This window comes from Roseburia intestinalis L1-82 (assembly GCF_900537995.1).
GTDB lineage: Bacteria > Bacillota > Clostridia > Lachnospirales > Lachnospiraceae > Roseburia > Roseburia intestinalis.
This window is the reverse complement of the sequence record NZ_LR027880.1, coordinates 3,885,897-3,900,604: the sequence shown is the minus strand read 5'-3', so window position 1 is coordinate 3,900,604 and position 14,708 is coordinate 3,885,897. Positions and strand designations below refer to the sequence as shown.

Here is a 14,708-nt window from a genome sequence, read left to right as displayed (position 1 = left end):
AGTATAACACAGATATTGCCTGGTTGAAATTAGGAAAGAGGATGATTATAATGGAAAGTAAAATAGGAAAAAAGTACGGTGGGAGGAGATTATGGAACTCAGTTATAAAGAAATCAGAGCACAGATCTGTGATGTGTGCCATAAGATGTGGCAGCTTGGATGGGTTGCGTCGAATGACGGAAATGTGTCGGTAAAACTTTCCGATGGCACATTTTTAGCAACGCCGACCGGCGTGTCAAAAAGTATGGTAACACCGGAAATGATCGTGCATATAAATAAAGCAGGAGAGATGATCGAAACTGTGGACGGGTACCGCCCGTCGTCCGAAATGCGGATGCATTTCAGATGTTATGAAGAACGCGAAGATGTCGGGGCGGTATTACATGCACATCCTCCGGTTGCAACGGGATTTGCCGTGGCAGACATTCCGCTCGATGAGTATTCCATGATCGAGACTGTGCTCGCACTTGGTTCAGTGCCGATTGCGCCTTATGCAACACCTTCCACAGATGAGGTGCCGGATGCCATTACCCCGTATCTGCAGGAACATGATGCGATCCTGTTAAAAAATCATGGAGCGGTAACAGTTGGAGCCGATGTTTATACGGCATATTACCGGATGGAAACGTTAGAGCAGTTTGCAAAAATAACACTGACGGCACATCTGCTCGGAGGTGCAAAAGAAATTGACCGGGAAAATATCGACCGGCTTGTGGATCTTAGAAACAATTATTATAAAATGAGTGGAAAACATCCGGGGTATAAGAAATATAGTGGTGAGTCGCATTTTGCTCCGCAAAAAAAGGAGGATCGCAGATGAGTACAGGCAGACATAAACAGGAACGCGGCGTTGGGCTGCAGCCATTGGATGAGATCAATGGATATCAGGTACGTCCGGGTTTTTATAACAGAGATGGTGCGACAGCAACCACAAGAGGTGTCAGCTTTACGATCCATTCCTTTGGTGCGACGGCATGTTATCTTCTGTTGTTCCGGCCGCAGGAAAAAGAGCCGTATGTGACCCTAAAATATCCGGAGGCTTATCATATTGGAAACACATATTCCATGTTCGTTTTTGGATTGAAAATCGAAGAGTTTGAATATGCATTTCAGTTGGACGGCCCTTATGATGAGAAAAAGGGGTTATTATTTAAGAAAGAAAATGTTTTGCTTGATCCGTATGCGAGGGCAGTAACGGGACAGCGTAACTGGGGAGAACGCCCGGAAGGCGGAGCGGATTTTATTTATCACGCAAGGGTTGTGGAAAACAACTTTGACTGGGGAGATATCCGTCCGACGGAGCATCCGTTTGAGGATCTTGTTATTTATGAGATGCATGTGAGGGGATTTACAAAAGATGCATCATCGGGTGTTACACCGGGGGCAGAAGGCACTTATGAGGGACTGCGCCAGAAGATCCCGTATTTGAAGGATCTGGGAGTGAATGCAGTCGAGCTGATGCCGATTTTTGAGTTTGATGAGATGGAAAGCACCAGAGTGGTAGACGGAGAGCGCCTGTATAATTACTGGGGCTATAATACAGTCTGTTTTTTTGCGCCCAATACCAGTTATACCTCGGTGGTGGAACATAACCACGAGGGCGATGAGTTAAAAGAACTGATCTACGAGCTAAAGGAAAATGGAATCGAAGTTATCCTGGATGTTGTATTTAACCACACGGCAGAGGGAAATGAACATGGTCCATGTTTTTCTTTTAAGGGAATTGATAATGATATTTATTATATCCTGACACCGGATGGATACTATTATAATTTCAGTGGCTGTGGCAATGTCATGAACTGTAATCATCCGGCAGTAAGACGTTTTATCATTGACTGTCTGCGATACTGGGTAACGGAGTATCGTGTCGATGGTTTCCGGTTTGATCTGGCATCCATTTTAACCCGCGATGAAAAAGGGACACCGATGGCAGATCCGCCATTGCTTCAGGCGATTGCATGTGATGCCATTCTTGGAAAGGTCAAACTGATCGCGGAGGCATGGGATGCGGGTGGTCTCTATCAGGTTGGAAGTTTTCCGTCATGGAACCGATGGTCAGAATGGAATGGAAGATACCGTGATGATATCCGTCAGTTTTTAAAAGGTACGGATGGTATGGCAGGAACAGCAATCACGCGTATCACCGGTTCAAAAGATCTTTATCCGGAGCACCGCGGAGACAGTGCATCCGTTAATTTTGTCACCTGTCATGATGGATTTACATTGTATGATCTGTATGCCTATAATACGAAGCACAATGAGAAAAACGGCTGGAATAATTCGGATGGTGATAACAACGGAAACAGCTGGAACTGTGGAGCAGAGGGAGAGACAGATGATCCGCAGATCGAAGGACTGCGTCTTAGAATGGTAAAAAATGCATGTGCAACCTTAATGTGCAGCAGGGGACCTGCCATGTTTTATGCGGGAGATGAATTTTGTAATACACAGTTTGGCAATAATAATGCCTACTGCCAGGATAATATCATTTCCTGGCTTGACTGGACCAGACTGGAGAAATATCAGGAGATCCATGATTTCTTCCGGTATATGATCGCATTTCGCGAAAAATATCCGATTTTGCGCCGCTCCACGAAAAAAGCGCTCTGCGGCCTACCGGAGATCAGTATCCACAATGGTTTCCCGTGGAATGGGGGTACGGATTATACCAGTAAACTGATCGGTATCATGTATGCCGGCAGGGATGACGCGGATACCAGGGATGATATCATTTTCTATGGAATGAATGCATACTGGGAAACACTTGTGATGCAGCTTCCGGAACTGCCGAACAATCTGCAGTGGAAGATCTGTGTCAATACAAACATAGAGTATGAGGATGGAAAAGATGTGGAGGCACAGACCGAGTTTTATTATAAAAAAACATTGAAAGTTCCGCCGAGAAGTGTGGTTATTTTAGTGGCAGAATAGTGTGGGACATAAAAATGCGGCGGGTTACAGCCACCCGCCGTCTAATGTAATGATCTGCCCGGTCAGGTATTCATTTCCTGTGGCAAGCTGTACTGCTAGATGGGCAGTCTCCTCCGGCGTTCCAAATCTTCCTGCCGGGATCTCATCTGCAAGTTCTGCGCGTTCTTCTTCGGAAAAACAGGCATTCATCTGCGTATCAATGACACCACAGGCGATCGCGTTGACCTGGATATTGCTCGGTGCAAGTTCTTTTGCAAGTGCTTTTGTAAAGGAATTGATGCCGCCTTTGCATGCGGAATAAGCAACTTCACAGGAGGCACCGGCAATGCCCCAGACGGAAGAGATATTGATGATTTTTCCTTTCTTTTCGTGCACCATATGTGGGATTGCGAGCCGGCTGGTGGAAAAGACGGATGTGAGGTTTGTGGAGACAATGCGGTTCCAGTCATCGATCGACATATCCGTCAGCAGCCCGATATAGGAAATACCGGCATTGTTGATGAGGACATCCACTCCACCGAAGCGTTCTGTGATCTGTTCAAATAATTGTTCGACATATTCAAAGGAAGAAATATCGCCCACGCTGGCGAGCACTTCCGTGTGAAAAGTTTCTTCCAGTTCTTTTTTGAAATTTAAAAGTTCCTGTTCTGATCTGGAACAGGTAATGATCAGCCGGTCACCCTCTGCGGCAAATGCGGATGCAATCGCGCGTCCGATTCCACGGGAGGCACCGGTAACTAGTACGGTTCTATTCATAAAAATCTCCATTCTTGTCCGTTACTGGAACATTTCCAGTTTGTGTTTACGCTATATTTGTATATTTTTTTATGTTCATTCTAATACATAGTATTTTGACTCATTTATGATGCCATTTGCCGTTCGTCAATCATGCAGGCATGTTGACTCACTTGCGCTCATTATATCATGTGCAAAAACAGCACATGATCCAATTCACCGTTCGTCAATCATACGAGCATGTTGACTCACTTGCGCTCATTATATCATGAAGCAATGCTTCATGATCGTGATCTACACTCGCTTCGCTCGGCAGTCTTATTATATCATGAATAAATCAATGAAACAATTTCAATGAAAATCTAAATGAAATTAAAATTGTAGATTTGCAGGGAAACAGCACTGTGTTAGAATTATTGCATAAAAATAATAGTATTGGAGGACTTATTTTGTGCTATATCAACGAATGATGAAGGAAAAACAAAAAGTGGAGGATCGGATCAATGACTTACAAAGCCAGATTGACGTGCTTCCATCAGGTACATTTTTCTGTACGAGAAATAATAAGTACTATAAGTGGTATTATACCGATAAGGGTAAAACAAAATACATTTCCAAAAGTGAACGAAAACTTGCGGAACAACTGGTAAAACGAAAATATTTAGAGAGCAGGCTGCGAAAACTTAAGCAGGAGGAGAAAAGGATAGATATTTATCTGAAGCAATATAGCTTAGATGAATTTTCTTCATATCATGTAGAGGAACATCCAGAGTTGCAGAAACTTTTGTCAGGAGTCTATGTACCGTTAAAGCAAGAACTGGATGAGTGGGTAAATGCTTCTTACACAAACAATCCGAAAGAACCACAAAAATTGATACATAAAACCATTCCCGGAATTCTGGTCCGGTCAAAATCTGAAGCTTTAATCATAAATGCGTTATTCGAACACAAAATCCCATTTCGTTATGAATGTTTATTACAGATTCAAAATGTTAGTATATATCCGGATTTCACCATCCGTCATCCTGTTACAGGTGAAGTGTATTATTGGGAACATTTTGGAATGATGGATAATGAAAATTATGCTCATAATGTATATTCAAAGTTACAGTTGTAGAATCCTTTAGATTATGAGTATGTAGAACTACTGATTCAATATTATTTTACATGAACAATGTATAGGTATTCAAATGGGCGAAAGGTATATATATCAGAAACCAATAGTCCGAAATTTTATTGAATTATAGTATTTTTCAATCAAAATGGGTGAAAATTAGGTCGAAATACTTAAAATAGTCCATGAAAACGAAAAAACGAGGGCTATTTTGATGTTAAATGAAGAAATTCACCCATTTTGAAAATAAAAGAGGAGGATACATGAAAAAATGGGCAAAATATATGAATGCGGAAAAAAATAACCCAAAACATAAGCAATGAAGTGGGAGAACGGGCGAAATACACGAACGCTGAAAAAAATAGCCCATAACATATAAGACGGCTGCAGATAGTTGGATAAAGAAAACGGGTGGATCTGCTTAATGTAATAAAAGTGTAGCCCATCATGGTATTTAGTATAAACTGATATGAATAGTAATGTGTAAAAAGAAACAGCATGTTTTTACAGGATTAAATTTCATAGAAGGGTAGAATTTAACTCTGCAAGTGAGTTTAAGAGAAAAATTTGAAAAAATATAAAATTAGGTATGGACATTTCCGTAGAGATGTGATAATATAATCAAGCACGATTCAAGACGACTTGATTACGGCGCGTGGCTCAGCTTGGTAGAGCGCTGCGTTCGGGACGCAGAGGTCGCAGGTTCAAATCCTGTCGCGCCGACTATGAGATGGGAAGCCGTCAATCCTTGAGAGATCATGGGTTGGCGGTTTTTCTTTGTTTAAAATATATTCCCTATTTGTCATATCTATGTTATAATAAAAAATGTAACCGCTTACATAACGAGGAAAGAAGGAGGATTTCATAAATGAAGAAAAAAACAAGTCTTAGTGCGAAGCTGATCGCAGCGTTTATGGCTGCGATTCTTGGAAGTGTTTTGATCTGTGCACTTCTGACACACAGTAAAGTAGAGAGCGTGTTAAACAGTAACATGCAGCTTACGAGTGAGCAGACACTAAACAGTGCGATGACAAGTCTGCAGACATATGAGAAAACGATCAGTATACCGGTAGATCTTTTGACGAGAAAAGACAGTATCAAACAGCTTTTGCTTGAGCCGGAAAACTATGATAAATATATTGACAATGTAAACGACGAACTGGTTGCAGCCTGTAAAGTCGTAAATGGTTCGGTGCGTGCCTATTATGCTTTAAATGATGGCAGAACAATCACCGGATGGGTACAATACGAAGCTGACGGTTCAAAGACAGCGATGAACACGGTGGAAAATAAAGACCTTTCCGGGAAAGAATGGTACACCGCATGTCAGGGAAGAAAAGCAAAAGTAAATTCTATTTTCAGCTATATCACTGCGCCGTATGTGGATGAAGAAACCGGGGAGCAGATCATTACGGTATGTCAGGAAGTAAAATATAAAGATGTTGTCCAGGGCGTTGTTGCGATGGATATTGATGCATCTGCACTGGCAGACTATGTGGAAAATATCAGACTTTTAAATACGGGATTTGTTATGCTGGTAGATGAGCAGGGAAATATCGTGGTTGACAGCGAAAGTAATACTTTTGCAGATGGTACAGTTGCTGACCTCGAATTTTTTGCTCCGTTAACAGAAGAATTAGATAAACTCGAAGAACAGAAAGCACAGCTGGAGGAAAATGAAGATCCGGCAGCGGATGATATCGTATTGCAGGCATCTTATACCATGCGTGCAGAGGGAAGGGACTGTGCCATTACGGCGATGACAGACCGCATTACCGGATGGAGACTGCTCGGCTGTATCAGTGATCAGGAAAACCAGAAGAACCTGATCAACATTAACATAGGAACGTTGATGGCCGGTGTGATCGGTCTGATCTTTGGATGTGTGATCGCAGTCCTGACAGCGCTCAGTTTTAACCGCGAGATCAAAAAACTCCAGAATGCGACACATCGTGTGGCGGGCGGTGATTTTTCCGAGAAGATCAAAGTTACCAGAAGCGATGAGTTTGGTGTGCTTGAGACGAACTTTAACGGTATGATGGATGATGTGTCCGAACTGATCCATGCAGTCGAGGATAAATCAAACCATATTCTTGAAGTTGCAGGAGGCATCTCAGAAGTCGCTGGAAATACAAAAACAACGATCGAGCAGGTAACACAGGCAATCGACAGTGTGGCGCAGGGTGCGGTAAAACAGGCGGAAAGTACACAGGAAGCCAACACGGAAGTAGAGCATTTAAAGAACAGCTTAGATGAGACAAAAGAATATGTTTCCGGCATGAATGGAATGACAGAAAAGGCAAATGAAGTCAGCACCGAGGGAATTGAGAGTGTAAAAGATCTGATTGAAAAATCAGGAAAAACAGCTGAAAAATCAAAAGTTTCGTTAGAGGTTATGAATGAGATGGTTGAGAGTATTGATAAGATTTTTTACATATCGGATACGATCGCAGACATCACATCCCAGACGAACCTGTTGTCGTTAAATGCAAGTATTGAGGCAGCAAGAGCCGGAGAGATGGGAAAAGGTTTTGCAGTTGTTGCAGATGAGATCCGTAAACTGGCGGATGAGTCGAAAGAGTCAACGGATGAGATCAAGAAGATCATCACGGAAATCACGGAAAAATCAAAACTGGTTGAGTCCACGATGCAGGAAAATGAAGTACTGCAGACTGAGCAGCAGGAGGCGATCAACCGCACGGAAGAGATCTTTGGCGAGATTATGAAACAGATCGAAATGTTAGGCTCCGGTATGGAACGTATCAATGCCCTGAATGACACTATGTCTGCCAACAAAGATCTTGTTGTGGATAAGATGGGAACGATCGCATCGGTATCTGAGCAGTCCGCAGCGGCAACCGAGGAAGTCAATGCTTCCACCGAGCAGGTAAATGTTACAATGGAAGAGATCAGCGAACATACCGAGACGCTGCAGGCAATCGCAAAAGACCTGATGGAGACGATCAATCGTTTTAAGCTCGCTTAAGGCATGGAAATGACTTGCAAAACACCTGCTATACGGGTATAATTCTTGACGATAGATTGCATTTGACAATGGGAAAATAAACCGGATAGGGTAAAGCAGGAGGAAGATATGGGAAGAGACGTTATTATTGCATGTGATTTTAACAGCAAAGAAGAAGTGATCAATTTTCTTGGAAAATTCAAAGAGGAAAAACCTTTTGTAAAAATCGGCATGGAGCTGTTTTATGCAGAGGGACCGGAGATCGTCCGCACGATCAAACAGATGGGACACAAGATTTTCCTTGATTTAAAATTACATGACATTCCAAATACCGTTAAAAAAGCAATGTCCGTATTATCAGGACTGGACGTGGATATGTGTAACGTACATGCGGCAGGTACCAAGGCGATGATGCAGGCAGCCATCGAGGGACTCACGAGAGAAGATGGAACAAGACCACTGCTGATCGCAGTCACACAGCTTACTTCCACCAGTGAAGAGGTAATGCAGCAGGAACTGTGGATCGATAAACCGATCGACCAGACTGTTATGCATTATGCTAAGAATACGATGGAAGCCGGATTAGACGGCGTTGTATGTTCTCCGCTTGAAGCAGGAAAAGTACACGAGGTATGTGGAGACAAATTCCTTACCATTACACCGGGTGTCCGTTTTGCAGACGGCGATGTTGGCGATCAGAAACGTGTGACAACACCGGCAAAGGCAAAAGAACTTGGTTCTGACTATATCGTAGTCGGAAGACCGATTACTCAGGCAGATGATCCGGTAGCAGCATACCGCAGATGTGTAGAAGAATTTGTAGGCTAGTACCAGATGAAAACAGGAAAAGAGAAAGATGAACGGGTCTTTCTCTTTTTTCGGTTAAGAGAGAAATTTGAGACAGATAGGGGATTTCATGGAAAGAAAAGGACTCAGTGGAAGCGCATTAAAAATAATCGCGATCGTAACAATGCTGATCGATCATATTGCGGCAACCGTGATCATTCGTATATTAAAATTCGGAGGCTATAATGACGGCCTTTATCAGCTGTATCGTGTGATGCGGAATATCGGAAGAATTGCGTTTCCGATATTCTGTTTTCTTCTGGTAGAAGGATTTATGCATACAAGAGACCGGGAAAAATATGCACTGCGTCTGGGATGTTTTGCGGCAGTATCTGAGATCCCGTTTGATCTGGCATTCAACGGAAAAGTTTTGGAAGTCGGATATCAGAATGTGTTTTTTACATTATTGCTGGGTCTGCTTACCATGATGGCGTATGATGCGGTGATGAACCAGAGCCGCTGGAGTGTCTGGAAGCGGACGGCATTATCTACGATTGCAATCCTTGCCGGAATGTTTGCGGCAGAGTTTTTATCAACGGATTACGGCGCACTCGGAGTTCTCTGCATTATGGTATTTTACCTGTTCCGGAGAAGCAGAATACAGCAGGTCGTGTTTGGATGTCTGGCATTTGTATGGTGGGAATGGGCAGCAGTGTTTGCATTCGTTCCAATCTTTTATTACAATGGAAAACGTGGCTTTGGAATGAAATATTTCTTTTACGCATTTTATCCGGTGCATCTGCTGATCCTGTATCTGATCGTATATAAAATGGGATATGGATCCGTGCCTGCAATATAGTGAATGCTCATTGGACCGGTATATGGAAAAGGACTTTAGAAAACGGAGGAGATGTTTTCTAAAGTCCTTTTTATATGTAAACCTGCCGGAAAATCTGGCAGGATTGTTTTTTGACGGAACTGACAGAACCCCAACCACCGAGTCGAAACTCAACAGCTCCTTTTGATGTTATTAATGATACGGAATAATTGTGACCATTTCTTGACTGGAAAATGAAGGAAATCTTAAAAACAGATGAGAAATTCATAAAGTCGCATAGGCGGGAAGGGGGAAATGAGGTATAATGTGCGTAAAAGTGGTTAACACAGGGCAGGAAATTTTGTCAGTGAAATCTACTGTGGAATTTTATAATGGAGAAAATTTATGAAAGAGTATCTGGAAAATGTGCGGTGCGTGGCACCGTTGATCCATAATATAACAAACTATGTGACAGCAAATGATGTTGCAAATGTCCTTTTGGCATGCGGGGCAAGTCCGATCATGGCAGATGAGGAGGCAGAGGTAGAAGAAATCACGGCACACTGCATGGGGTTAAATCTAAATCTTGGAACGCTAAATCAAAAGAAAATCCCTGCAATGCAAAAAGCGGGGAAAATGGCAAATAAACTTGGACATGTTGTGGTGTTAGATCCGGTTGGAGTCGGTGCAAGCAGTTTCCGGAAACAGACGGCGGAGCAGCTTTTAAAGGAAGTACGGTTTGATGCGATCCGGGGAAATATTTCAGAGATCAAAACCTTGGCATCTTTGTGTGGAACACAGGAAAAAAATAGTGGAAATATGGCAGTGTCAGATACAATGGATGTGGAAAAAATTACTGATAAATCAGATCATTGTGGAAAAATTACAGGTATAGATGGTTCTGGAAGAGGCGTGGACGCAGATAATGCAGATACAGTGACAGAGGAAAATTTAGCACAGCATATTAGTAATGCAAAAATGCTGTCAAAGAAACTGCAGACGATCGTTGCCATCACCGGAGCCATAGATCTGGTCACGGATGGCAGCAGTTGTTATGTGATTCGAAATGGTAATCCGCAGATGGGGCATGTGACCGGGGCAGGATGTCAGCTGTCCGGTATTTTAACCGCATTTCTTGCTGCGAATCCGGAAAATAAGTTACAGGCAGCGGCGGCAGCAGTCTGCATGATGGGATATGCCGGGGAGCTTGCGGCGGAGAAAAGCGGACAGTCGGGCAGCGGAACTTACCGTGTGAGCCTGATGGATGCAGTGTCGTGTATGGATGGAGATATATTAGAGAGAGGAGCACGTTATGAGATTCGATAGAAAACAGTTATTATTATATGGGGTAACAGACAGAAGCTGGTTAAATGGTCAGACATTATATGAGCAGGTCAGACAGGCGTTGGAGGGCGGTGTGTCCTTTTTACAGCTTCGCGAGAAAAATCTTTCGGAGCAGGCATTTTTAGAGGAGGCAAAAGAGATACAAAAACTGTGCAGGGAGTACAAGGTGCCGTTTATCATTAATGACAACGTGGATCTTGCATTGGAGATTGATGCGGACGGTGTGCATGTCGGACAGGATGATATGGAGGCAGGGGAAGTGCGAAAAAGACTTGGAGAGGATAAGATCATCGGAGTTTCGGCACACTCGGTGGAGGAAGCGCTGCGCGCTGAAAAATGCGGGGCGACTTACCTTGGCTCCGGTGCTGTGTTTGGAAGCGGCACGAAAAAAGATGTGGGAACGTTAGATCATGAGGTGTTAAAAGAAATCTGTGCAGCAGTACAGATCCCCGTGGTTGCGATCGGCGGGATCAGCCGGGACAACATTTTACAGTTAAAGGGAACGGGGATTGACGGCGTGGCTGTGATCAGCGCTATCTTTGCGCAGAAGGATATCAGGGCAGCTGCACAGGAACTGAGGAAGTTGTCCGAGGAAGTGTGCAGGTAAGTCAAAATGCATGAACCTGGCATTAATGGTAAATAAATTTTTGAGATGCATGAGTCTGACATTGAAGAAAAGCAAAACTACAAATGCAAGAATAGGGATGAATATGAAAACAGAGCTGATACAGGGCGCAATTTTTGATATGGACGGAACACTGCTTGATTCCATGCCGGTCTGGGAACACGCCAGCGAGCGGTATCTGCAGAACAAAGGAATTGAGGTGCGGGAAAAACTTTCGGAGATTTTGTTTTCCATGAGCATGCAAAAGGGTGCGGAATACGTGAAAGAAAATTACCACCTCACGGAATCGACGGATGAGATCGTGACCGGTGTAAATAATATCGTTTATACTGCGTATGAAAAAGAGGTACAGCCCAAAGAGGGCGTGAGGGAGTTTTTGGATAAACTGCAGGCAGAAGGAATAAAAATGGTCGTGGCAACCTCGACAGACCGCCCTATGGTGGAGGCAGCATTAAAGCGCACAGGCCTGCTTTCTTATTTTGAACGGATATTTACCTGCACGGAAATCGGCAAAGGAAAAGTGGAGCCGGACATTTATCATGCGGCTTCTGATTTCCTTGGAACAAAACCGGAACACACGCTGGTGTTTGAAGATGCACTTTATGCGATCGGGACGGCGAAAAAAGCCGGGTTTGTGACGGTTGGTATTTATGATGCGGCAAGTGAAAAGGAACAGGACAAGATCAGGGAGCAGGCAGATATTTATCTGGAAGCGTTTGCGGAAGCTGTGGGAAGAATATGAAAAATAAATGATAACCCAAAATCTCATTTACATGGAATTTACAAACTTTTCATGGCGTCGTATAAAAATCTGTGCTATGATAAATAATGTTGAGGTATCAGTGTGAAAAATAAGATTTTTCACACGCAAGATTTGTGCTTACGCACAAACTTGAGATGCGCAAAAATGGGGATTATTATGATTCGTAAAGCAGAGTTAAAAGACATTCCGGCAGTGATGGACATTTACAACGATGCCATTTTACATACAACAGCAACATTTGATACGGAAATCAAGGATTACGAGGATCGTCTGGCGTGGTTTCAGGCACACACAGGCCAGTATGTGATCTTTGTATATGAAGAGGCAGGCACAGTCGCGGGTTATGCCTCTCTTTCACGTTACAGGGAAAGAAAGGCTTTTGACCCTGCAGTTGAGATCTCTATTTATATTCATGCGGGTTATCGAGGGCGTGGCATTGGCCGCAGTCTCATGGAGAAAACATTGCAATATGCCAAAGAGTGCCCGCAGATCGGAACAGTTGTTTCACTGATTACCAGTGAAAATGAAGTCAGTATCCGTCTGCATGAACGCTTTGGTTTTTCTTACTGTGGTCAGATCAGACAGGCAGGCGTTAAGTTTGGCAGGAAACTGGGCTTAAACGCATATCAGATCATTTATGACAGAGAAATTGAATAGAAAGATTCCCGGAAAATGTAATGTGCAAAAACCTGGCATGATACATGGCAGTATCCCGGGAAATTGAGGAAAATGCCATGATAAGATATTTTAAGACGGATAATCAGCGGATCCAGGAAGAGGAAAAGATCGGGGACGGCGTATGGGTGCAGATGCTCCAGCCGACGCATCAGGAATGTGCCGAGATTGCAGAAGTATTGAATGTAGATATCGAAGATATCCAGGCCGCACTCGATGAGGAGGAGAGCTCCCGTATCGAACTTCAGGATGGTTATACTTTGATTTTAGTCGATATTCCAACGGTTGAGATACGTCATGAAAAACAGAGTTACACGACAATCCCACTCGGTATCATTTTAACGCAGGATGTGATCGTGACAGTCTGTACCGATGATACACCGGTATTGCAGAACTTTGTCAACAACCGTGTGAAAGAGTTCAGCACGAAGAAAAAAATGCGTTTTGTATATCAGATTTTGTTCCGCACGGCGACAAACTATCAGATGAACCTGCGTGTCATCGATAAGAAAAGAACGGAGATCGAGGAGCGGATCGGCAAAAATACAGAGGATATCGATCTGATCGACCTTCACGAATTAGAGTCTACGTTGGTCTACTTTGCGACATCCCTGCGTGCAAATGGCGTGGTCTTAGACCGACTGACCAGGTATAAGCGCTTAGAGCAGTACCCGGAGGACAAGGAACTGCTAGGTGATGTTATTGTCGAGAACCGGCAGGCAATCGAGATGACATCCATTTACCGTGATATTATCAATGGTACCAGAGAATTGATGTCATCTGTCATTGATAATCGTCTGAACAATGTCATGAAATACCTGACATCCATCACGATCGTCATGGCAATCCCGACTGTTATTTCCGGTATCTATGGAATGAATGTCAATGAAAAATGGATGCCGTTTGCAAATACACCGCACGGATTTCTGATCATCTGTGTTCTGACACTGCTGATTTGCATTGTGACGATGCTGGTGCTTCGGAAGAAGAAGATGTTGTAAAAAGTTAAGGAGTTCTGCGTCAACAACTTTTGTTGATGCAGAACTCCTTTTTTGAGAAAGTTATATAAAAAAATCAGGGTAGTCTTTATTTCCCCTCAAACCGTCCGCTTGCCCCGCAAGGCAGCACCAGTCCATTGGAGGACACCGGCAGTCCAATCTCATCTGCGGTGACGGTTCCGTCATATTTTTCTAACGCAGTGGCGATCATATAGCGCAGCACTGCAGGCTGAAGTCCCGTTGTGTAAGAATTTACAAGGAAAAACAGAGGCTTGTCTGTCAGCAGCTGGGCGCAGAGTTTGATCAGCGGAAAAACGGAGTCCTCGATTTTCCAGATCTCACCTTTAGGGCCTCTTCCGTAGGAAGGCGGGTCCATGATGATCGCGTCGTAGTGATTGCCGCGGCGGATCTCACGCTCCACGAATTTGACACAGTCATCTACGATCCAGCGGATCGGCGCATCCGAGAGACCGGAGGATGCAGCGTTTTCTTTTGCCCAGGTGACCATACCTTTTGAGGCATCCACATGTGTGACCGAAGCTCCGGCAGCGGCAGCGGCAAGTGTGGCACCGCCCGTGTAGGCGAACAGATTTAAGACTTTGACCGGGCGTTTTGCCGAACGGATCTTATCGGAAAACCAGTCCCAGTTTACCGCCTGCTCCGGGAAAAGTCCGGTGTGTTTAAAACTGAACGGTTTCAGCTGGAATGTCAGAGAACCGTAATGGATACTCCACTGCTCCGGCAGATCAAAAAACTCCCACTCACCACCGCCTTTTTTGCTGCGATGATAGTGAGCGTTCATGTGTTTCCAGCCTTTTTCTTTTTTTGGCGTATCCCAGATGACCTGCGGGTCCGGGCGCACAAGCGTATAATTACCCCAGCGCTCTAACTTTTCGCCACAGGAGCAGTCTATTACTTCATAATCTTTCCAGTTATTTGCAATCCACATAAATAA

General features: G+C 43.8%; 13 protein-coding genes and 1 tRNA gene. 12 read left to right on the top strand and 2 right to left on the bottom strand.

All coding sequences use genetic code 11. From position 1 onward, the window contains the following. Positions 1-91: 91 nt before the first annotated feature. Together RIL182_RS18305 and RIL182_RS18300 are read left to right on the top strand one after the other, a co-directional pair. Positions 92-820, top strand: coding sequence for a class II aldolase/adducin family protein (locus RIL182_RS18305; RefSeq protein ID WP_006857881.1), 729 nt, complete (start codon positions 92-94; stop codon positions 818-820). After that, entirely contained in the window at positions 817-2,931 is a 2,115-nt protein-coding gene (locus RIL182_RS18300) for a glycogen debranching protein (protein ID WP_006857880.1), read from the top strand. The genes RIL182_RS18305 and RIL182_RS18300 overlap by 4 nt, the downstream gene beginning before the upstream one ends. A 24-nt stretch (positions 2,932-2,955) precedes the next feature. Here the strand turns inward: RIL182_RS18300 and ymfI are convergent, their stop codons facing one another. Continuing rightward, positions 2,956-3,687, bottom strand: a complete 732-nt coding sequence (gene ymfI, locus RIL182_RS18295) for an elongation factor P 5-aminopentanone reductase (protein WP_015560090.1) — start codon at positions 3,685-3,687, stop codon at positions 2,956-2,958. A gap of 430 nt (positions 3,688-4,117) precedes the next feature. Between ymfI and RIL182_RS18290 the strand changes: the two genes are divergently transcribed. The 10 genes from RIL182_RS18290 (at position 4,118) to RIL182_RS18245 (ending at position 13,756) form a co-directional block, all read left to right on the top strand. Beyond that, complete coding sequence (locus RIL182_RS18290) at positions 4,118-4,783, top strand: ATPase (protein ID WP_197730448.1); 666 nt, start codon at positions 4,118-4,120, stop codon at positions 4,781-4,783. Positions 4,784-5,429: 646 nt separating this feature from the next. Further along, positions 5,430-5,503, top strand: a tRNA-Pro gene (locus RIL182_RS18285). Positions 5,504-5,648: 145 nt separating this feature from the next. Next, positions 5,649-7,766 (top strand): methyl-accepting chemotaxis protein, encoded by a 2,118-nt coding sequence (locus RIL182_RS18280; protein WP_006857879.1) that lies wholly within the window; start codon positions 5,649-5,651, stop codon positions 7,764-7,766. Between the two features lie 108 nt (positions 7,767-7,874). Then, positions 7,875-8,573 carry an orotidine-5'-phosphate decarboxylase gene (gene pyrF / locus RIL182_RS18275; RefSeq protein ID WP_006857878.1) on the top strand — a complete coding sequence of 233 codons (699 nt, stop codon included), beginning with the start codon at positions 7,875-7,877 and terminating at the stop codon, positions 8,571-8,573. A gap of 88 nt (positions 8,574-8,661) precedes the next feature. Beyond that, on the top strand, positions 8,662-9,390 hold the full coding sequence (locus tag RIL182_RS18270; protein WP_006857877.1) for a TraX family protein: 729 nt from the start codon (positions 8,662-8,664) through the stop codon (positions 9,388-9,390). A 363-nt stretch (positions 9,391-9,753) separates the two neighbouring features. Beyond that, a complete protein-coding gene (locus RIL182_RS18265; protein WP_006857876.1) occupies positions 9,754-10,674 on the top strand; it encodes a hydroxyethylthiazole kinase in 921 nt (306 codons plus the stop codon). Then, positions 10,661-11,299, top strand: a complete 639-nt coding sequence (gene thiE / locus RIL182_RS18260; protein ID WP_006857875.1) for a thiamine phosphate synthase — start codon at positions 10,661-10,663, stop codon at positions 11,297-11,299. Before RIL182_RS18265 ends, thiE begins: the two co-directional genes overlap by 14 nt. A 10-nt stretch (positions 11,300-11,309) precedes the next feature. After that, a complete protein-coding gene (locus RIL182_RS18255) occupies positions 11,310-12,059 on the top strand; it encodes an HAD family hydrolase (protein WP_006857874.1) in 750 nt (249 codons plus the stop codon). 177 nt (positions 12,060-12,236) lie between these two features. Then, positions 12,237-12,737, top strand: coding sequence for a GNAT family N-acetyltransferase (locus tag RIL182_RS18250; protein ID WP_242655591.1), 501 nt, complete (start codon positions 12,237-12,239; stop codon positions 12,735-12,737). Positions 12,738-12,814: 77 nt separating this feature from the next. Beyond that, positions 12,815-13,756, top strand: a complete 942-nt coding sequence (locus tag RIL182_RS18245; protein ID WP_022112778.1) for a magnesium transporter CorA family protein — start codon at positions 12,815-12,817, stop codon at positions 13,754-13,756. A gap of 85 nt (positions 13,757-13,841) precedes the next feature. Here RIL182_RS18245 and RIL182_RS18240 read toward each other — a convergent pair whose 3' ends face one another. Continuing rightward, the gene (locus tag RIL182_RS18240; protein WP_006857871.1) at positions 13,842-14,702 is read right to left on the bottom strand and encodes a class I SAM-dependent methyltransferase; all 861 of its coding nucleotides are present in this window, start codon (positions 14,700-14,702) and stop codon (positions 13,842-13,844) included. Positions 14,703-14,708: the final 6 nt, after the last annotated feature.

Coding starts and splice junctions, on each gene's coding strand:
- RIL182_RS18305 (WP_006857881.1), top strand. CDS start 92: ATGGAACTCAGTTATAAAGAAATCAGAGCACAGATCTGTGATGTGTGC.
- RIL182_RS18300 (WP_006857880.1), top strand. CDS start 817: ATGAGTACAGGCAGACATAAACAGGAACGCGGCGTTGGGCTGCAGCCA.
- ymfI (WP_015560090.1), bottom strand. CDS start 3,687: ATGAATAGAACCGTACTAGTTACCGGTGCCTCCCGTGGAATCGGACGC.
- RIL182_RS18280 (WP_006857879.1), top strand. CDS start 5,649: ATGAAGAAAAAAACAAGTCTTAGTGCGAAGCTGATCGCAGCGTTTATG.
- pyrF (WP_006857878.1), top strand. CDS start 7,875: ATGGGAAGAGACGTTATTATTGCATGTGATTTTAACAGCAAAGAAGAA.
- RIL182_RS18270 (WP_006857877.1), top strand. CDS start 8,662: ATGGAAAGAAAAGGACTCAGTGGAAGCGCATTAAAAATAATCGCGATC.
- RIL182_RS18265 (WP_006857876.1), top strand. CDS start 9,754: ATGAAAGAGTATCTGGAAAATGTGCGGTGCGTGGCACCGTTGATCCAT.
- thiE (WP_006857875.1), top strand. CDS start 10,661: ATGAGATTCGATAGAAAACAGTTATTATTATATGGGGTAACAGACAGA.
- RIL182_RS18255 (WP_006857874.1), top strand. CDS start 11,310: ATGAACCTGGCATTAATGGTAAATAAATTTTTGAGATGCATGAGTCTG.
- RIL182_RS18250 (WP_242655591.1), top strand. CDS start 12,237: ATGATTCGTAAAGCAGAGTTAAAAGACATTCCGGCAGTGATGGACATT.
- RIL182_RS18245 (WP_022112778.1), top strand. CDS start 12,815: ATGATAAGATATTTTAAGACGGATAATCAGCGGATCCAGGAAGAGGAA.
- RIL182_RS18240 (WP_006857871.1), bottom strand. CDS start 14,702: ATGTGGATTGCAAATAACTGGAAAGATTATGAAGTAATAGACTGCTCC.